The 20441-nt window shown below is 70.6% G+C and carries 11 protein-coding genes; 4 read left to right on the top strand and 7 right to left on the bottom strand.

All coding sequences use genetic code 11. The annotated features are described in order from the left end of the window. Nucleotides 1-7: 7 nt before the first annotated feature. The 6 genes from KGD87_RS29320 to KGD87_RS29295 form a co-directional block, all read right to left on the bottom strand. Nucleotides 8-1222 carry an efflux RND transporter periplasmic adaptor subunit gene (locus KGD87_RS29320; protein WP_284664255.1) on the bottom strand — a complete coding sequence of 405 codons (1215 nt, stop codon included), beginning with the start codon at nt 1220-1222 and terminating at the stop codon, nt 8-10. A gap of 156 nt (nt 1223-1378) precedes the next feature. Next, nucleotides 1379-2455 (bottom strand): ADYC domain-containing protein, encoded by a 1077-nt coding sequence (locus KGD87_RS29315; RefSeq protein WP_350100259.1) that lies wholly within the window; start codon nt 2453-2455, stop codon nt 1379-1381. A 78-nt stretch (nt 2456-2533) separates the two neighbouring features. Beyond that, on the bottom strand, nt 2534-6358 hold the full coding sequence (locus KGD87_RS29310; protein WP_284664253.1) for an nSTAND1 domain-containing NTPase: 3825 nt from the start codon (nt 6356-6358) through the stop codon (nt 2534-2536). 119 nt (nt 6359-6477) lie between these two features. Further along, nucleotides 6478-6924 carry a response regulator gene (locus KGD87_RS29305; RefSeq protein WP_502887965.1) on the bottom strand — a complete coding sequence of 149 codons (447 nt, stop codon included), beginning with the start codon at nt 6922-6924 and terminating at the stop codon, nt 6478-6480. A 175-nt stretch (nt 6925-7099) separates the two neighbouring features. Next, a complete protein-coding gene (locus KGD87_RS29300) occupies nt 7100-8935 on the bottom strand; it encodes an Ig-like domain-containing domain (RefSeq protein WP_284664251.1) in 1836 nt (611 codons plus the stop codon). Between the two features lie 243 nt (nt 8936-9178). Next, nucleotides 9179-10852: a carboxypeptidase-like regulatory domain-containing protein gene (locus tag KGD87_RS29295; RefSeq protein WP_284664250.1), complete on the bottom strand. Its 1674-nt coding sequence runs from the start codon at nt 10850-10852 to the stop codon at nt 9179-9181. A 255-nt stretch (nt 10853-11107) separates the two neighbouring features. Between KGD87_RS29295 and KGD87_RS29290 the strand changes: the two genes are divergently transcribed. Beyond that, nucleotides 11108-11560 (top strand): HIT family protein, encoded by a 453-nt coding sequence (locus KGD87_RS29290; RefSeq protein WP_284664249.1) that lies wholly within the window; start codon nt 11108-11110, stop codon nt 11558-11560. 68 nt (nt 11561-11628) lie between these two features. Beyond that, complete coding sequence (locus tag KGD87_RS29285; protein WP_284664248.1) at nt 11629-16215, top strand: AAA domain-containing protein; 4587 nt, start codon at nt 11629-11631, stop codon at nt 16213-16215. A 10-nt stretch (nt 16216-16225) separates the two neighbouring features. On the opposite strand, the gene KGD87_RS29280 is transcribed toward KGD87_RS29285, so the two are convergent. Further along, complete coding sequence (locus KGD87_RS29280) at nt 16226-16852, bottom strand: Uma2 family endonuclease (protein ID WP_284664247.1); 627 nt, start codon at nt 16850-16852, stop codon at nt 16226-16228. A 142-nt stretch (nt 16853-16994) separates the two neighbouring features. Between KGD87_RS29280 and KGD87_RS29275 the strand changes: the two genes are divergently transcribed. Beyond that, the gene (locus KGD87_RS29275) at nt 16995-19829 is read left to right on the top strand and encodes a TonB-dependent receptor domain-containing protein (protein ID WP_284664246.1); all 2835 of its coding nucleotides are present in this window, start codon (nt 16995-16997) and stop codon (nt 19827-19829) included. Between the two features lies 1 nt (nt 19830). Continuing rightward, complete coding sequence (locus KGD87_RS29270; protein WP_284664245.1) at nt 19831-20277, top strand: GNAT family N-acetyltransferase; 447 nt, start codon at nt 19831-19833, stop codon at nt 20275-20277. Nucleotides 20278-20441 lie beyond the last annotated feature (164 nt).

The raw sequence follows: 20441 nt of genomic DNA, 5'->3' as shown, positions 1-20441 counted from the left end.
CGCGGCCTCACGGCGTGGGCTGCCGCGCTCCAGACGGGGGCGGCGGTGCCTCCGAGCCGCCAACGCCGGGCCCCGACTCCCCCATGGGCTTCGAGTCCGGCCGCGGGGGTGACACCTTCACGCGCGCGCCCTCCGTCACCTCGCTCCGCGCGGCGCCCAGCAGCACCACGTCGCCGTCCTCCAGTCCCGAGCGAACCTCGACCTGCCGCGCCACCTCGTCGCGCAGGCCCAGGGTGACCTTCACCCGCTGCACGCGTCCCTCCTGGATGCGCAGCACGGCGAGCTCGGTCCCCGTGTCGTCGATGGCGTCGATGGGAATCGCGACCGCCTGCGTGCCCTTCGAGGCGACGCGCCCCTCCGCGAAGAGGCCCGCCAGCAGTTGGAGGTCCGTGTTGGGAATGGCCACGTAGAGGCGGACCTGGCCGGTGGCCGGGTCCACCACCGGGTTGATGCGCTCCACCGTGCCGCGGAAGGCGCGGTCCCCGTAGCCCGTGACGTGGAACTCCACCGGCGTGTCCACCCGCACCTGTTCGAGCAGCGCGGCGGGCACGGAGGCCTCCAGGCGCAACGTGCGCGGGTCCACCACCGTGAAGAGCGGCGCGCCAGGCTGGACGACGTCACCCGCGCTGGCCTGCCGCTCGCTCACCACCCCCGCGAAGGGCGCGGTGACTCGCGCGCGGTTGAGCTGTTCCCGCGCCAGGGCATGCCGGGAGCGCGCCTCCGCGAGCTGTCCCTTGGCCTGCTCCACGGAGAGCTCCGCCCGCTCGAAGTCCCGCTGGGTGATGACGCCCGCCTTGGACAGCCTCGCGGCGCGCTCCTGCTCGGCCTCGGCCACCCGGAGCGCGCTTCGGGCCGTGCGGACCGCCGCCGACGCCGCGATGAGCTGGTCCTTCAGCGTGACGTCCTCGATGCGCGCCAGCTCCTCGCCCTCCTTCACCACCTGGCCCTGCTGGGCCTTGATGTCGAGGATGGTGCCGCCCACCTCCGCGCGCACCGCCGCCGCCGTGCGCGCCTGCAGGTTGCCGGAGATGCCAGGGCCGGAGCGCAACTGCCGCACCTCGGCGCGGGCCACGTTCTCCTGGCCCAGCGTCACCTCCAGTTCCTCTTGCTGAGGCGCGGGCGCGGCTTCCTCGCCCTTGCGGCAACCCGACAGGGCGCAGAGCCCCATCAGCATCCCCGCCGAGGTTCCGCCGAAGACCTGTCGTATTCGAGCCCGTCTCACAGCGCGTCTCCCATCTCCGCCCCCCAACGGCGAGCCGCCTAACCATGGTGTCGGCCCCCTGCCCCCGGTAGCCGTTGACCACAACGTCCACCGCCAGCAAGCAGGCCGGGCTGACGGGCTGGCGAGCCTTCCCAGGCGCGCCAGGGCGGACAGTGCCTACGACGCGGGAGGCACCTCGCTCATGATGAGCGTGCCGGCCTGGAAGTGGGCCCACTTGCCGCAGTGGGTGCGCGGCGTCTGCCCCGGGCAGCTCACGGCCTGCGCCGCGCGCGTCGTCTGCGTGAAGCAGCGCGCACCATTGGCGTCCCACTCGGCCTCGTGCAGCCACGCCTCCGTATCCGTCTGCACGTTCACGCCGTCATGGAGGTTCACCCATTGGCCATCCGTGGTGTGCGACGTGCCGTCGCCGCAGAAGTCGGCGCGCACCATGCGCGTGCACGCCTGGTGGTGGTCCGCCAGGCTCAGGCCGTCCGCCGTGGTGCCCCAGGGCCGGTAGCCGAAGCGCACGCACTTGGCGATGGCCGCCCCCTCGCAGGCGAAGGTGAAGCTCGCGGCGTCATCCACCTTCGCGCCGCCGCCCGGAACGCCCTCGCGATAGTCCCACCGGCCCGCCACGGGGATGGCGCCCAGCGCGGAGCCGTCCGCCGCCGCGCACGCGGGCTTCCAGAGCGCATCGGCCGCGTCGTAGTAGGAGACCTGGTACGCCCAGACGTCCGCGTCCGCGTCCGCTCCAGGCTCGATGCCGTCGACGCGCAGCTCCACGGTGTCACCGCTGCCCAGGTTGCCGGTGAAGCGCGCGCCCAGGAAGGCCTCGCCGGACACCGGGCCGCTGGAGGCGACGCCGTGGAAGACGCTGCCCTCCAGCCGCACCGCGCCCAGCACCTCCTCTTCGATGCGGGCGCCCGCCAGGTCCACCGACACGAGCAGCTGTCCCAGCTCGGGGGTGTTGAGGTTGCGGCCATTCAGGTTGCGGCCATTCAGGTTCCGTCCATTCGGTGCCACCAGCTCCGCCACGCCTGAGCGCAGCGCCACCGGCTCCGACTCCGACTCCGTCACGTTCCCCGCACACCCCGCCATGCCCACTGCGCTGACCAGCGCCACCACCGTCTGCTTCCAGTCGCCCATCGCCCACCACCCTCCCGGCCCGACCACGGCGGCAATGTCCGCAGCGGCCCCTCGCCCAGCAACTTGCGCGAGCCCCCGCAGGCACTTGCTTCGTCCACTGCGCATCACCCGCCCAAGACGTCAGGGCGGACACAGGGTTCCTCCGTCCGGTAGCGCGCGGAGCGGATGTAGGGCAGGCAGGCGGGCTTATGGGTGCGCGGTGGATGCCACGTCCGCGCACACCCGCATGCCCACCGTCACGTCGCGCAGGGACGGCTCCGGCAGCTCGCGGTTGGAGACGCGCGCCGAGGTCGCCGCGAAGGCGAAGCTGCCCCCACGCGCCACGGCCTTCCCCGGCTCCAGCCAGGAGCGGGTCCACTCCCACACGTTGCCGGACATGTCGTCCACGCCAAAGGGACTGCGCGATGCGGGGTGACTGCCCACCTCGTCGGGGCCGAAGCCTCCAGGCTGCTTGCCGTAAGTGGTGTCGATGTTGGCGTCGTCCGGGGCCAGGGTGTCGCCGTGCGGGTACTCACGCCCGTCCACGCCGCGCGCCGCGCGCTCCCACTCCAGCTCCGAGCAGAGCCGGGCGCCGGGGACCCGGCCGCTCTCCGACAGCCACGCGGCATAGGCCTCCGCGTCCGCGAAGGTGATGCCGCTGACGGGGAAGCGCAGCCAGTCCTGCGCCGCGCGCGACGTGCGGCGGGCGTAGCGCAGCGGCGCCCCGGCCCGCGCCACGTAGGGCTCGCTCCCCGGCTGGAAGCGCAGCCGCCAGACGCCGTCCACCTGCCCCAGCGCGAGCAGCCCCGCGTAGCCGCCCGTGCCCACGCGCGGCAGCCGCTGTGCGCGTTGCGCGGACGGCAGCGACTCCACGTAGGCCAGCCACTCCGCGTACGTCACCTCGTGCCGGGCCATCAGGAACGCGGGGACGTCCACGGGGTGCAGGGGGACGGCGTTGAAGAACTCGCGCACGCTGGCCTCGGCCGCGCTGCCGAACTTCACCTCGCCCGGCGGCACGAAGACGAAGCCCTCCGGCACGCTGCCCAGGCGCGGCAGCGGCACGCCGAGCCGCCGCGACTCGCCTCGCCGCAGCAGCACCCACTGCACCACCGGCTCGTAGCCGAGCGCGCGCGCGGAAACCTGGTACGTGCCCGGCGCCACCGCTGCGTCCAGCCAGCGTCCCGGGTCCGCTTGCAGGGGCGCGCCCAGCAGATACGCGCCCCGCGCATCGCGCGTCAGCGGGCGCAGCTCCACCTCCGCGCCCGGAACGGAGGTCTCCAGCGTGAGGCGGGCCGCGGCGTTCCAGCGCCGCCAGCGCGTGCCCGCCGTGTCGTAGAGCCGCAGCCGCTGGAGCAGCGCGGGCAGCGCCGCGGCATCTTCGTCTTGCTCGGCCCACAGGGCTCGCTCGTAGAGGAAGTCCGCGAGGGCCTCGCGCACATCGGCGCGGCCCGGCGCCAGCGCCAGCGCACGCTCCAGCCGTCCGGCCACTTCATCGAAGCGGCCTCGAAGCTGTCCCGCCTGCGCACCGGCCCGGCTCCAGTGCCGGTCCGCGTCGGCGCGTTGGCCGGTGTCGTAGAGACGGAAGGCCTCGGCGCGTTCGGCGCTCAGCGTGCCCCAGTCCTGACGCACGGCGCTCAGGCCCTGGGCCGCCTGACTGAGCTCGTCGCGCACCTGCTGGTCCAGGCTCCAACGCTCCCTCAGCTTGAGCCCGCCGTAGACGAGCCCCAGGGACACGACGAAGCCCACCACCAGCGCATGCCGCGTCCGCCGGCTGCGCACCATGGTGCGGCGCGAGGCCTTCAGGAAGTCGCGCTCGCGGCGGGTGAGTTCGCCCGTGTCGAGCACCTGCGTCTCCTCCAGCTGACGCGGGCCCCACAGGGCTTCGCTCGGGGAGCCCAGCTTCTCCCAGTGCGCGGCGGCGGCCTCCAGCCGGGCTTGGATTTCGCGGCGCTCGGAGGCCTCGGCCAGCCAGCGCGCCAGCGTGCCCCAGCCGGAGAGCAGCGCCTCGTGGGCCAGCTCGTAGGACGTGCCCTCCTGGGCCTCGCGCGCCACGAGCAGCCGCGCGTGCACCAGCGCTTCCAGGGCGGCGCGGTAGCGCGCGTCGTCGCCCACCAGCTCGCGGTCCGTCTTGCGCGCGCGGGTGCCGTCCGCGGTGACGAGCCGCAGGAGCACGCCCCGGGCCGCCACTCGCTGGTCCGGCAGCAGCCGGGCCACCGCGGCATCCGCGTGCCGCGCGAGCGCGCCCTCCACGCCGCCCAGCGAGTCGAGCACCGCCTGCGTCATGACCCCGGCCGCCGCGTCGCGCGCCTCCCACAGCTCGGCCAGCGCGAACTGGAGCACCGGCAGCCCGCCCTCCGCCGCGGACAGCGTGGAGGTGACGAGCGCATCCACCAGCGCGTCGGACTCGAAGCGCACGCCCTTCACGCGGGCGGGGCCCGTCACCGCCTCCCGCGTCTCCTCGGGCGACAGGGCGCGCAGCAGGTACAGCGCGCGCGGCACCTCCGCGCCCAGCCCTGGCACGGCGGACAGCCGGGTGAGGAAGTCGCTGCGCCCCGTGGCGAGCAGGCGCACGCCGCTGGCGCCCTCCGCGAGCGCCCCCAGGGCCTGTCCCGCGGCTTCCGCCTCGGCCCGCGGCGCCAGCGTCACCAGCTCCTCGAGCTGATCCACGTAGACGAGCAGCCCCTCCTGGGCGCCCAGCTTCACGCGGAGCCGGCGCACCAGGGACGTGGGCTCGGCGCGCAGGGCCTCGGCCAGGGGCTCCTCTTCCGTGTCCAGCACGGGCGCGAGCGCGGTGGCCAGGGCCGCCAGGGGCCTGCGGCCCGGCACCAGCCGCACGCTGCGCCAGCGACGCCCGTCCTCCAGGCCCCCTTCGGTGACAGCGGGGAGCAGCCCGGCGAGGCACAGGGAGGACTTCCCCACGCCCGAGTCGCCGGTGATGAGCAGGAAGGACTCCGAGCGCATCCGCTCCAGCACCGCGCGCTGCTCGCGGCGGCGGCCGAAGAAGACGGCGCGGTGCTCCGCCTCGAAGGCCTGGAGGCCGCGATAGGGATTGCCCTCCGGCACCGCCTGGACGGTGTCGTCGCGCGTGAGTGCGTCCAGGGCGTCGAGCAGCTGCGAGGCGGTGGCGTAGCGCTCGGAGGGCTCACGACGCAGACATTTGTCAATGACGGCGGCGAGGTCGGCCTCCACGCCGGGCACCACCTGGGCCAGGGGGCGCGCATCCCGGTGGCGCACCCGCTCCGAGAGTTCGCGCCACGGCACGTCCCGGAAGGGGCCCTTGCCCGCGCACAGCTCGTACAGGACGACGCCCAGGGAGTACACGTCACTGCGCGCCGTCAGCGCCTCGCCCGCCCAGGCCTCCGGAGACATGTAATACGGCGTCCCCACCAGCGAGCCGCGCGGCAGCGAGGGAAGGAAGACGCCGTCCAGCGAGCGCGCGCCCAGGTTGGGGCTGGCCTCCGGGTCCAGGTCGGGAGGCGGCGCTGGTGGCGGAGTCCCGGAAGCGGGCGGCGCGACATCCCCCACCCCCGCGGCCCGGTCCAGGAGCTTCGCGAGGCCAAAGTCGAGCAGCTTCACCTCGCCAGCCTCGGTGAGCACGGCGTTGCCGGGCTTGATGTCCCGGTGCAGCACCCCGCGCCGGTGCGCGGCGCTCAGGCCTCGTGCCAAATCCCGCCCCATGGCCAGCACGCGCTCCCAGGGCTGGGGCTTGGGCAGCCGGTCCAGGCTCATCCCCCGGATGAACTCGGAGACGAGGTAGGGCTGCTCCTCCAATTGCCCCACCCGGTAGAGGGTGACGACATTGGGGTGCTGGATGCGCGCGGCCGCCCGGGCCTCCACGAGGAACCGCGCCAGGGCGTTGGGTCCCAGGGCGGGGATGAACTTCACGGCGACGGGACGCTCGAGCAGCGTGTCATGGGCCAGGAAGACCCGCCCCGTGCGGCCACGCCCGATGGCCCGCACGAGGCGGTACTCGTCGAACTCCTGGGGAGGAGTCCACGCATCAGGAGGCGGCGAGGCGGCCGGAGAGCCCACACCCGGTGCCTATGCATCCGTCCGCCAGGGGTCAACTGAACGGGCCACGCGGGAGGAGACTCCAGGACGCCAGGGCCGCTGGAGTGTCCGCTACCGAGCAGTGGCGCTGTCCTTGGGCGCTAGCCGCCCCGGACCTTCCCCTTGCTCGGCTTGAGCATGTTTCGGATCTTGTTCTCCAAATCCTGCGGCAGGCAGGGCTTGGCGACGAACTCGTCCGCGCCGGCGTCCCGGGCGTGCTCCGCGTTCCCCGCGAGCACATGGCCGGTGAGCGCCATGACGGGGATGTCCCGGGTGCGGGAGTCCTGTTTGATGCGCCGCGTCGCCTCCCAGCCGTCCATGACGGGGAGGGACAGGTCCATCAGGATGATGTCGGGCTCGCCCTCGCTGGCCTTCTCCACCGCCTCCACGCCGTTGCGGGCGGTGTCCACCTCGAAGCCGACGAACTCCAGGTACTCCGCGTACATCTCCCGGGCGTCATCGAAGTCGTCCACCACGAGCACGCGCTTCTTGCTCCCGCCCGCCGCGGGCTCCTGGGCGGTTGGCAGGTCTTCTGCCTGGACTGTCATCGCCGTGCTCTTCATGGGACAGACGCCTCTCGGGGTTGGAACGGGCGTTGAACAATCTATACACGCCCCTCCCGACGTGCCCACCCCACCCCGCTCTTCAACGAATACGGACCGAAGTGCCAGTGCGTGTTCATTGGAGGACAGGTGGGGTGGACGGCGGAACGTCGACGGGTGCTCAGTTGTTGGGGCGGTAGACGTGGAGCCGTGCGTCGTAGCTCTGCCCGATGCGTTCGGCGCGAACCAGGAAGGGGGTTCCAGCCGCATCAACCGCGAATTGGAACCGTGCGTTCAGTGGCGGAGAGTCAGGGGACGCGACCAACGTCCCGCCTACGGGCACCCAGTGTCCTGTCGTCCATCGATAGACGTAGAGACTCTCCAGTCCATCTTCCACACGCGGCTCGGAAACAAGGGTGAACAAGCCGGCACCGCTCAGGGCGAAATCACGCGCAGTTGCATCCGTCCTGCCGGGGTAGATCCCACCGAAGGGCGAGCCCATGTCGGCCCACACCCCATCGCTCCATTTCCAGACATGAACATGAGCCGAGACCTCTCCTCCCGTCGACATGTCCCGCGCCCTCCTTGCCAAGACGAGGGTTCCCGTGTCATCCAGGCCCAGCAAACCCGGATGGTCATTGAATGACATATTCCCGTCCTGCCAGGAACTTCCGTCCCAAAACCGCGCGTAGGCGAGCCGTGTGTTGGTGTCCGCATTGTTCATTTCGTGCCAGACAACAAAGGGCTCTCCCGATGAGCCCATCACGAATTGAGCACTGGCAAGCAGCCATGAGTGATTCACCTTCAAGGAGCCCCCAAGCACCTCCCAACTCTCTCCTGCCCAACGCCACACAGAAATCTGGCTACCAGAAGCACTTTTCTCCCAGAGCATCAGCGCCAACTGCCCCGTCGCACCTACGCGAAGAGTGATTGCATCGACCCCTCCATTGGAGAACACGGTTTTAACGGGACTCCCCAAGTTTCGCCACGTTCCCTCTGACCATCGGGCCACATAGACTTCCGCTTCACCGGTGGTCGGCGAGTACTGATTCCACGCCACGACTGGAACCCCGTCGTGCATCACCACCAAAGAGCACTTTGAAGCAAACCGACCCTTCGGACCTACGTACAAGACGTCTCCGAGGCGCTCCCATGAGTTCCCGTTCCATCGTCTGACATGAGCACCTATCGTTTCCGGCTGGCTACTTTCAGACCAAGCAACGATGGGCATTCCATCCCCGCCCACTTGAATACAGGGATAGTCGGCACTGGGAACCCCGTCAGAACTAGCCGCTAGCGGCTCGCCCAATGGGAGATACCCGGGAGCCACCCATTCCCAGTCCTGCTGCGATTGGAGCGCGTTTCCAGCGAGGTCAGCGACCGTCGACTCAATAACCACAGAGACGTCCACGTCCACGGGAAGAGGTGACTCCGGGCGCAACACCACTGAGGATCCCTCCGAGCCAAGCACCACCTGTGCAGCAAGCACATTTCCGCCCGCCACCAGCCTCACGCTCTCCTGATTCACCGTCGAGGAGTCTATCGGCTCAGAAAATTCGGCCCGAATCGCTTGGTGAACCGAGACGTTTCTCGCTCCATTCATCGGCACATGCGAGACGATTCGCGGCGACGTCCGGTCGACAATCAATTCCCTCGGAACACTGCCAAACATGTGCCCACCAACCGTCGCAACGGCTACAAGTGAATGCACACCTTCATCCATCGCACTGGCACTCAAACGCAACCCATACGGCGGCGCAAGAATCGCCACTACAAACCCATTGACAAACAGTTCAACTTTTTCGGGGACACCTCCCGCAATGCTGACATCGACCTGCACGTCACGATTGGTCACCAGTCGTGAAGTCTGGAGTGAAACAACCGTGTGAGTCCCTGAGTCAATTGAACCGGAGTCTGTCCCACCAGCATCAGGCAAAGCCTGCTCAACTTCTGGGACATTGATGCAGGCGCAAACCGCCAGACTGAATATTGCTGCCAGGAAGCGAATTTCAAGCATGATGTACTCACCCACTGCATGGCACATACCGAATCTTGGATATCTCCACGAACTGGCGACTCAGGGATTACGGCTATTTAGCCGCTCCTGTTCGACAGGTCTCAGTGGAGAACCATTCGATTGGATGGACCCCCATCCGGTAGTCCGGACACTATTCACCGACATGATAAACGAAGAGCCCTCCATGGCTATCCATGGAGGGCTCTGGAAACGACACCCCGCGGTTTCAGTTACGGCTGCGCGTCACGGGACAGGAACGGCCGCCGGTTGCTGGACAACCCCTGTCACAGTCAGGTTCGAGACGAGCGGCTGCCCCATGTAGTTCTCGTAGCTTCCCATGATGGCGCGGGAGGGAAGCTCAGAGAAGTACACCTCCATCTGAACCGTGCTGAACTCGTGGCTCTGAATTGGGTTACCGATGTAGGTGAACGCCCAACGTGACGTATAGCCCGAGTTGACAATCGTGAACGCCGGATTCTCGTTCGGGATACGCGTCGGCAAAGGGCGCGTCGGCTCGGACGGCTGAAGCTCGAAGCCCGTCGCATTGCTATGCTCACCTACTGAGTCCCCAATCCCGGAGCCAACAGGAGCGACGGGGCCTGCAATGTTTCGGTGGAAGCGCACGTACACATGCCCACCAGTCGTGAAGGCACGTGAAATCGGATGATTGAAGGTCAGGTAGACAATCTCGCCGCTGTTCAGCTGGGTCGCAGTCACCTCGCTACCCGTGTCCATCTCCTGATAACGCGCCTCCGTGATGGACATCTGCCGCACGGCCGACGCGTCACCGGTGAAGAAGAACCCAGTCCGCGCGTACATGCTGCCGCCCTCCGCGGACACGGCGCGCACGTCGATGTTGTACTCGCGGCCGTCCGCGATGGCGCCACCCGGGTTGATGGTCGCGCTGTAGCCACCATTCGCAACGCTGGTCGTCACGGGCAGAAGTTCCGCTGCATTCTCGCTTGTCATCCGAACGGACAGCGAGCCCTGCTGGATCGGCTGGTTGAAGAACACGTGGATGGGCTCGCCGGGGCGGACCAGGTTGCGCAGCGGGTGCAGGTCAGCGGCGGCGCCCCTCAGGCTGGCCACGTTGCTGCTCTCGATGCTCAGCGGCACGTTCTGCGGCCGCGAGTACGGCAGGCTGATGAGCCGGGTGGTGCCGTTGGCCACCACCTCGGCCCCAGAATACGTGCTGACGTAGCCGCCCGTCTCCGGGATGCCATCGCCGTTGCTGTCCATGGGCGACACCCACAGCTTGTACTGCCCGGCGCCGTTACGCAGGCGCGCCAGCTCCGACGCGCTGGGAATGCCCGTGAAGGACAGCAGGCCCTGCTCGTTCGCGGTGGCCTCCACCACGACGGAGCTCACCATCGACGAGGAATTGTCACCGTTGTTGATGGACCCCGCCGGCGTGGCCTCCAGCGTCGCCCGGGTCCCCGCCGCGGGACGGCCCGTCGGCGTCACCACCAGGAAGTTCAGCGTGCCGTCCAGCCGCGTCAGGGTGATGGGGCCGAAGCTCGCGTTGCCGTTGTTGATGGGGACGTTGCCCGCCGTCGTCGGCACCGTCGCCTGCGCGCGCAGCGTGGCGTAGCCCGCCTTCGAGAACGTCAGCAGCACCTGCGCGCCGCCCGGCACATTCGTGTAGGTGAAGTTGCCCTTCGTGTCCGAGAGGGCCGCCACCGGCTCCGCAGAGCTGCCGATGGTCATCTCCACCGTGACATCGCCCAGGGGCTGCAGGTTCGTGCTCAGCACCTGGCCCGACACCGTGCCCTTGGGATTGGCCGGCGTTACCACCGTCACACTGTCCGGGACGCGCACGCCGTCCGCGATTCCGTCTCCGTCCGCGTCAACCAGGTCGTCGCCACAACCGAACGCCAGGAACGGAACCACGGCCATTACCAGATGCTTCTTCATCATCCCCACCTTGAAAGAAAAGTCCCCAAGTATCACTGCCCCAACATTCCACGAGGCACCAGCCGGACACTCTCCGACACTTGCCCGTTCCGTCAAGGAGCCCCCCTTGATTCAGGACCGGTTCTCATCCGCCGAGACACCCGTGGCCGGGTGTGTCACGGATCACTCGGAGAACCCCGTATGCCCCATGGACATGAGTCGCTGTTGACCCGACGGCGTGACCCACCCGGGCTTTCCCCAGGCTGCTAGCGTGAGCCCATGCCGGATGTCTTGGATGTGAATGACCCCTGTCTCGGCTGCGCCATCGTCCGCGGCGCGACGCGGCCCGTGGGGGGCGTCATCGCGCGCGCGCCGGGACTGGTGCTGCATGGCGTGGCGGGCCCCAGCCCCGTGCCCGGCTGGGTCGTCCTCTCCAGCGCCCGGCATGTGCGCGCCTGGTATGACCTGGAGCCGGACGCGGCGAGCGAGCTCGGCCCCTTCGCCGCCCGGGTCATGCGCGCCCAGCGCGAGGTGCTGGGCGCCGAACACGCCTACGCCTTCGCCATTGGCGATGTGCTGCGCCACTTCCACCTGCACCTCGTCCCCCGCTATCCCCAGACGCCGCAGCGGCTCTGGGGCCGCGCCGTCTTCGACGCTCCCGCTTCCGACCACCTCCCCGCGCGGGAGCTGGAGGCCGCGGCCCAGGCGCTCGCCGCCGCGCTGGCGGACTGAAGGCCCGGGCCCAGGGCGCCCGCGCGTGATAGAGACAGCGGCCTCCCCTCCCGTCGAGAGGTGCCGCCTTGTCGCCCGAGCCCCGCAACCGCGTCCTGGAAAAGATGCTCGAGCGGCTCTACGCCGCGCTCGCATCCGGCCCCAGCCTCAACAGCCGGCCGCACAACAGCCGCCAGCGCGTGGACCTCGCCACGCTGAACCGGCTGGATGGCACCGCGCCGCACACCGTGCTGGCCGCCCTGCTCGGAGAAAAGGCCCAGGCCCGGCTCGGCGTGAAGCCGCCGCCGCCCGAGGCTCGCCCGCGCAAGGGCTCCGCCCAGGCCCGCACCGCTCGCTCCCGGGACGACGAGGCCACGGAGACGGATGCCGACGACATGCTGGGCGCGGCACCCACGGCCGCGCACATGCTGGACGACGATGGCGTCCGTTCCCGCGACGTGCCCTCCGACGCCGCGCTTCCGCTGGCCGCCCCCCAGGCGCCTCCTCGCGACGTGCCCTCCGACGCCGCGCTTCCGCTGGACGAGGCCCACGCGGCCTCCCGCGCGGAGGAGGAACAGCAGGCCCTGCTGCGCAAGCTGGCCGCCATCGTCGAGGACGCCCGCACCTTCGAGCAGGACACCGGCGCCCACGTCCTCCACGTGGGCTTCCCCCTGCTCCACCTGCCACCGGGCGCCAAGGACAAGCGCGGCTTCGGCACCCGGCGCATCCTGGCCCCCATCGCCTTCATCCCCGTGCGGCTCACCCTCAAGAAGGGCCGCATGCCGTCGGTGGAGCTGGAAAGCGCCGAGGTCGGCGTGGACCGCGTGGCCCCCAACACCGCGCTGCTCGCCTGGCTGGAGCAGCAGACCGGCCAGCGGCTGGGCGACCTCTTCGCGGATGAAACAGGCGCGGACCCGTGGCGCGAACTGAACGAGCTGGTGGCCGCCGTGTGCAAGGCCCTGGAGCTGCCCGCCCCCTCGCCGTTCACGCCGGAGACCCTCCTGGCCGCCGTTCCGCGTGGCGACGATGCCCAGCCCCAGGCCGCCATCCTCCCCAGCGCCGTGCTGGGTCTGTATCCCCTGTCCAACCAGAGCCTCGTGGACGACATGCGCGCGCTCCTGGACGGCGAGCCCATCTCCGGCCCGCTGGAGAGCTTCCTCCGCGTGGACGTGTCTCTCGGCCCGCCCCCGGGCCACGGCGGCGGCGAGCCCAACCTGGAGGGACTCAAGCGCGCGGACGAGGAGCGGCTCGTCACGCGCGCGGATCCGTGCCAGGCACGCGCGGTGCGGCTGGCTCGCAGCAGCCGGGGGCTCGTCATCCATGGGCCTCCGGGCACGGGCAAGTCGCAGACCATCGCCAATGCCATTGGCGACCACCTGGCGCGCGGGGAGCGCGTGTTGCTCGTCTGCGACAAGCGCACCGCGCTGGACGTGGTGAAGCACCGCCTGGACCACCTCGGCCTGGGGCACCTGTGCGCCGTCGTCCATGACGCCCAGCGCGACCAGCGCGACCTCTACATGGGCATCCGCGAGCAGCTCGACGCGCTGCCGGAGACTCGCACCGACGCGGCCGGGGCCAGGGAGCTGGCGCGCATCGACACGGAGCTCCAGTCCCTCCACGACGAGCTGACGTCCGCCGACCGCGCCCTCTCCGAGCGCCCCGACGGAGGCACCGCGCCGTCCTTCCACGAGCTGGTGGGCCAGTGGTTCTCCGTGGAGGCCCCCGGCTCGCTCACGCCCGCCGTGTCGAGTCTCTCCGATGCGCGGCTGAGCGACGTGACGACGTGCGAGCGCGAGGTGCGCGAGGTGCTGGAGCGCGGTGGCAAGGAGGGCTACCCGGACAACCCCTGGCGTGAGGCCCTGGGCGGGGACCTGGCCAGCTACCTCGCGACGCCCCTGGCCACCTATCGCGAGCGGCTGAGCGCCGTCGACAGCGCGGCCCAGGAAGCGGATGCCCTCGTGTCGCCAGACGTCCCTGTCTTCGGCGCGGACCCTCGGGCGGAGGGCGCGGCGCGCGCCGCCTTCGCGGAGAAGCTGGCGCCGCTGTTGGAGTCGGCCCGTCCGGACGTCCTCGCGCGTTGGGGCTCTGCGGCTCCGGACGGGGTCCAGGCCGCGCGGACCCAGCTCGACGGGCTGGCGGCGCACCGGCAGGTGCTCGCGGAGGGGCCGCTGGACGCGGAGCTGGCGCTGGTCCACCGCGAGCAGCCCCAGGCCTTGAGTGTGCTGGCCCCCGCGATGGCCGCGCTGGGCTCGTACCTGGACATCGCGCGCAAGTGGTACGCGTTCTTCTACTTCGCGCGGAAGGCCGGGGCCCGCCGGGTGCTCCAGCAGTTCGGCCTGACGTTGAGCATCCTCGCCGCCGAGCGCGTCACGCGGTTCTTCACGGGCGTGAAGGCCCGCGCGCTGCTCACCGAGTATCACCGCACGACGCTCGTCCCGGGAGACAGCTCGACGCTCACCGACGAGGCCCTGTCCCAGACGCTTCGCACCCACGCGGCCCTCTTCGAGTTGCTGCAGGAGTTGGAGCGCACGCCCTTGCTCGCGTCGTGCCGGGAGGCGGTGCGGGCGGCCTTGACGGCGGACGCGGGGGCGCGCGCGGCGCTGCTGGCGGGCCTGCGGCTGTCCGCTGCCCGAGGCGACGCCGTCGCGCGGCTGGAGGCCCGGCTCGCCGAGGCGGGGCTCTTCTGCGCGCAGTGGTTGGACGCACGCTCGCGTGGGCTGCGCTCGGGCGAGCGCCTGGCCTCCGTCACCGCGGCCCTGGCGTCACGGCTCCCCACGGTGGAAGGGCTGCTGCGCATGCGCGCGGTGCTGGCGGGTATGCCTGCGGCGCTGGAGTCCGCCGTGGAGCGGCTTGCACGTCAAGGCGCGGAGGCCGAGGCGGGCTGGCGCGCGGTGCTGAAGGCGACGCTGGCGGCGGAAGCGTCCGCGAGACTGAGGGAGGCCCCGGCGCTCCAGCACATCGACGCCGAGCGCGTGCGCACCACCCATTCGCACTACCGCGCGCTGGAGGAGAAGAAGCGAGTCCTCGTGCGCGACGCCCTGGTCCACCGCTGGACGCAGCGCCAGCGCGAGCGGCTGCTGGCGGGCACGGGCGGACGGCTCAACGGCCAGGGCGCGGAGCTGCGCCGACGGCTGATGCTGCGGGGCGAGCGCGCCATGCGCGTGCGGCAGGTCATCGCCACCGGTCAGGGCATCGAAGGGGGCGACCCGCTCTTCGACCTCCGCCCCGTGTGGATGGCCAGCCCGCAGACCGTGGCGCAAATCTTCCCCCGTCGCCCCATCTTCGACGTCGTCATCTTCGACGAGGCCTCGCAGTGCCGGTTGGAGGAGGCCCTGCCCGTCCTCACCCGCGCGCACCGCGTGGTCATCGCCGGAGACCCGAAGCAGTTGCCACCCACGCGCTTCTTCGAATCCGCCGTGGTGCAGAGCGCGGAGCAGGAGGCCGAGAGCGAGCAGGGCCTCTTCGAGGAGCAGCAAGCCGAGGTGGAGGACCTGCTGTCGGCGGCGCTCAACCTCGACATCGACCAGTGCTACCTGGACGTGCACTACCGCTCGCAGAACGCGGACCTCATCGCCTTCAGCAACGACCACTTCTACGACAAGCGGCTCCAGGCCATCCCCGCGCACCCATCCCACCAGGTGCCCCACGCGCCGCTGCGGCTGCTCCCCGTGCGCGGCACCTATGAGAAGCGCGCCAACCTGGTGGAGGCCCGCGCCGTGGGCACGCTGGTGAAGGAGCTGCTCTCACGGCCCGAGCCGCCGTCCATTGGCATCGCGTGCTTCAACCTCACCCAGCGCGACACCCTCAACGACGTCCTCGATGAGATGGCCGCCAGCGACGCGGCCTTCGCGTCGCGGCTGGCCGAAGCCCGCGTGCGCCGGGGCTCGGGCTCGTTCGAGGGGCTCTTCGTGAAGAACCTGGAGAACGTCCAGGGCGACGAGCGGGACCACCTCATCATCAGCACCACCTACGGCCCGGACCGGCACGGCCGCTTCTACCGGCGCTTCGGTCCGCTGGGCAGCGCGGGCGGCGGCCGGCGCCTCAACGTGCTGGTGACGCGGGCGCGGGAGCAGATTCACCTCGTCACCTCGATTCCGCGCGAGTCCTACCTGTCCGCGCCCCCCATGGAAGCGGGCCGGCAGCCCAACGGCGGCTGGCTCCTCTTCGCCTACCTGCGCTTCGCGGAGGCCCTGGAGTCGGCCTACGCCCAGGCGGCCCGGGGCGAGCCCGAGGATACGAGGGCCCAGACGCCGCGGCCCACCCAGCCAGCGGAGGTGTTCGTGCGGCCCACGGACGCGGGCTCGGCCTTCGCGCGGGCCCTGGCAGGACACCTGGCCACGCAGCACCGCGTGTCGTCGGACGTCCACTGGGGCAATGACGGCTTCTGCGTGGACGTCGCGCTCCGGCACCCCACCCGGCCGGGCGACGTCACCGTCGGCGTGCTGTGTGACGGCACGCGCTACCCCAAGGCCGCGGACCGCGTGGAGTGGGACCTGTTCCGCACGGGCGTGCTGGAGGGCCAGGGCTGGCGGCTCGTGCGGATGTGGACGCCCTCCTTCTTCCGCGACCCCGAGGGTGCCACCACCCAGGTCCTCCAGGCCGCGGGCGACAAGCTGATGCGCGAGCCTTCCGCCTCACCTGAGGCGGCCATGTCCGCGCGCGGCGTGGTTCACTGAGGCGAAGACGTCACTTCGCCTTCGGCTCCGGCAACCACAACACGCCGAGTTCCAGCTCCAGCGCCTCGAAGGGCTCGGCGCGGACGCGCTCGTCACCCGACCAGGTGCCCTGTTCGAGCCACTGGCCACCGCTCAGACGGAACACCTCCAGCGTCCGCGCCTGTGGGTCCACGAGCCACACGTGCCCGACGCCCTCCCGCGCGTAGATGCGCTTCTTGCGCGAGCGGTCCAGGGCCGCCGTGGAAGGGGAGAGCACCTCGCAGACCCAGTCCGGTGCCAGCGTGAAGAAGGACGTATCCGGGACCTCCGGCATGCGGTCGCGGCGCCAACCCGCCAGGTCCGGCACCAGCACGTCCGCGCTGAAGTGCAGCTCTGGCTCATCCAGGAAATACCAACCTCCAGGTCCGCCGCGGCCCCGTTCGAAGGGGCTGTACAGCTCTCCCCCCAGCCGGGAGCTCGCCCGCGCATGCCGACTGGCCGGACGCGGCTGAGCGATGAGTTCCCCATCGATAATCTGCCCCACCTGGTACTCCGGCAGCGCCACCAGGTCCTCATACGTCGCCGGGCGCTTCGTCTCGTGGCCCATTCCCGTGTCCCACTCCTCTCTCACCGTGATGGCCGGCTGCTCCTGAATCATGGCCCCCGCCTCCCCGGAGTGGAACCCCACTCCTCATTACATGTCCAGGCCCGACATTACCCAGCAGGTCTGACACTCAGAACCCAACCTTCAAGCCCCCATGGACCTCTCACCCCGGAGAGGGAAGAATGCGCGGCGCCCCATGCGTGCCTCCCGTTCTTTCGCGTTCGTCCTCTCGCTGTTCCTCCTGTCCGCGCCCGTGCTCGCGGACAACAACGCGGATGAAGCGGACATCGCGTTCGAGCTCGGCAACGATGCCTATTCCAAGGGGCAGTACGCCGAGGCGCTGCGCTCCTACTTCACCAGCTACCGGCTGGTGCCCAACCGGAACGTCCTCTTCAACATCGCCCGCTGCTTCGAGGCGCTGGGCAAGTTCAACGAGGCGTACCGCTACTACAACGACCTGCTCGCCGAGGACCTGCCCAGGGACGACGCCGCCGAGGTCTCCCGCTCCGTGGACCGGCTCCGTCCCAAGGTCGCGCTGGTGCGCGTCACCACCAACCCCAAGGGCGCCGACGTCTACGTGGACCGCATGGACCTGGGCAGCCGGGGCCGCTCTCCGCAGACGCTCGCGCTGACGCCCGGCCGTCACAAAATCATGGTGAAGAAGGACGGCTACCGCCCCACGGAGGCCACGCTCACCCTGGTGCGCGGCCGTGAGACGGACCAGGCCTTCGACCTGTCCCTCATCACCGGCGGCGTGGAGGTGACGGGCACGCCGGCGGGCGCCGAGATTCGCGACGCCCCCAGCGGCAACGTCCTGGCCCGCGTGCCCGGACGCGTGCGGCTGCCTCCCGGTCAGCGCGTGCTGCACGTGCGCGCCCCCGGCTACGCGCCCAGCCAGTACGTGGTGGACGTCCCCGCCGACGGCAACGTGCCTGTCGCCGTGGCGCTGCGGCCCCAGGACCGGCCCACCGGGCGGCTCGTCGTCACCGCCAATCGCGACGGCGCCACGGTGCGCGTGGATGGCAAGCCCGCGGGCTTCACCCCCACCGTCGTCACCCTCCCCGAAGGCGAGCACACGCTGGAGGTGGAGAGCCGCGAGGTGCGCCCGCTGCGCCAGACGGTGAAGGTGGTGGCCGAGGAAGAAGTGAAGGTCCACGCCGAGCTGCGCTACGCGCCGCCTCCGGTGCGCGCCGCCTCCAAGAGCCTGGTCGCCGTCGACGAAGCGCCCGCCTCCACCACCGTGCTCTCGCAGGAGGAGCTGCGCGCCTTCGGCTGGCGCACCGTCGCCGAGGCCGTGGCCGGTGTGCGCGGCTTCTATCTCACCGACGACCGGACCTATACGTACATGGGCGTGCGCGGCTTCTCCCCGCCGGGCGACCTCAACACGCGCATCCTCATCCTCTGGGACGGCCACGCCATGAACGACGTCTGGGCCGGCCAGGGCTTCGCCGCCCGCGACCTCAGCGTGGACATCCAGGAAGTGGAGCGCATCGAGGTGGTGCGCGGCCCTGGCAGCGCCCTGTACGGCACGGGCGCCTTCTTCGCCGTCATCAACGTGGTCCCCCGTGAGTCCCTGGGCGCGGACAAGCACCTGGAAGTCACGGGCGCGGTGGGCGCGCTCGGCACCACCCGGGGACACGCCACCGCGTCGTGGGAGGACGGCAACCGGTCGGTGCTGGTGAGCGCCGCCGCCTTGACGGCCACGGGCGCGGACACCACCCGACTGGGCACCCCCGGCCCCATCATCACCGGACTGGACGCGGAGCGCGCCGCAGGGGGCTCGCTCCGGGCCCGCGTGGGCGACCTGTCCTTCCAGGCCCAGTTCAACGTGCGCACCAAGGAGCTGCCCACCGCGCCCTACGGCACCGTGCCCGGCACGGAGGGCAACATCGTGGAGGACCTGCGCGCCTTCGCGGAGGCCCGCTACGAGCGCCAGTTCACCGAGCGCTTCAGCCTGTCCGTGCGCGGCGCGTTCGACCTGAGCCGCTACGAGGGCACCTACGTCTACCCGGAGGAGGACGGCGGCGCCCGGACCGAGGGCGGCGCGGCGGACTGGCTCACCGGCGAGGCCCGCGCGCGCATCGGCCTGTTCGAAGGCAACGTCTTCACGCTCGGCGTGGAGGGCCAGGCGCAGCTTCGCGTCCGGCAGGACGCCGGTGACCTGCCCTTGGAGACGCAGGCGCGCACGCTGCTGTCCGCGTACCTGCTCGACGAGTGGAAGCTCCACCCGCGGCTGAGCGTGTCGGCCGGCCTGCGTCTGGACAAGTACGTGGACCTGGACAGCACGCCCATCACCCCGCGCCTGGCCGTCATCGCCCGGCCCTACGAGCAGGGCCTCACCAAGCTGGTGGCCGGTAACGCCTTCCGCGCACCCAACGTCTACGAGCTCTACTACGCGGATGGCATCTCCCAGGGCGCGGCGCTGGGCCTGCGGCCGGAGACCATCACCACCTTCGAGCTGGAGCACTCGCACGACCTGACGGACGAGCTGCGCCTCACCGTCGCCGGCTACCACAACCGCATCTCCAGCCTGGTGCAGCTCAGCGCCGAGGACGCGCCTTCAGGCGACTGCGGCACCGCCGCCTGTCTGCGCTTCATGAACGCCGACGGCACCACGTTGGCATGGGGCGCGGAGGCCGGCGTGCACTGGCAGCCGGGGCGCTGGCTGCTGGTGGACGTGAGCTACTCCTACGTAACCCTGCGCAACGCCTCGGAAGAGGTGGCCTCCGCGGCGCCCGCGCACCTGGTGGCGGGCCGGATGATGCTGCCCATTGGCGCCGGCGACATGCGCGTGGCCACCCAGGCCATCTACCAGAGCGCCCGGCCCACCGGCCCCGGCGGCGCGGACAGCGGCGAGGCGCTGCTGGTGGGCTTCGGCCTGTCGGGTGACTACGGCCCCCTGCGCTACTTCGCAGGCGTGCACAACCTCCTGGATGCCCGCTACGCGCTGCCAGTGTCGGACGAGAACTCCATCGCCCCCGTGCCGCAGTACGGCCGCACCTTCACGCTCCAGCTCACGGGGACCTTCTGACGTGACGGCCGGCGCCGCCTTCACCTTCATCCACCCCGGACACCCGCTCTACGCGGGAGAGCTGGAGCTGCGCTTCCGCGTGCTGCGCGAGCCGCTCGGCTACACGCGTGACGACGTGGCCTTCCCCTTCGAGGCGGACAGCCTGCACCTGGTGGCGCACCAGGAGGAGGCGGTGCTCGGCTGCGTCCTCTTCAACCCCGAGGATGCCCACGGCGGACGGCTGTTCCAGATGGCCGTGGCCTCCCACCTCCAGGGACAGGGGCTGGGCGCCCGGCTGGTGCGGACGTTGGAAGTGGAGCTGGCGCGGCGTGGCTTCACCCACGTCCACCTGCACGCGCGCGAACCGGCGGTCCCGTTCTATGAGCGGCTGGGCTACGCCGTCTTCGGCGCCCCCTACACCGAGGTGGGCGTCCCCCACCGCAACATGCGCAAGACACTCGGGGCCTAGGCGGACCTACGAGCGCCTGGACCTCCTCGAACGCTGCTCCCGTGACCGTTTGGACAGGACTGCCACCTTCTTTCAATCCCACCCGACGATCCCAGCCGTTTCACGGCAGCTTTCCCGTGTCATGACAGTCGATTGCGCTTCTCGCTTCGGGGTCCTTCACATGG

The organism is Myxococcus sp. SDU36, assembly GCF_030168875.1.
In the GTDB taxonomy this organism is placed as follows: Bacteria; Myxococcota; Myxococcia; order Myxococcales; family Myxococcaceae; genus Myxococcus; species Myxococcus vastator.
Note: the sequence above shows the minus strand (reverse complement) of the source record. Positions and strands in the feature narration are given on the sequence as shown.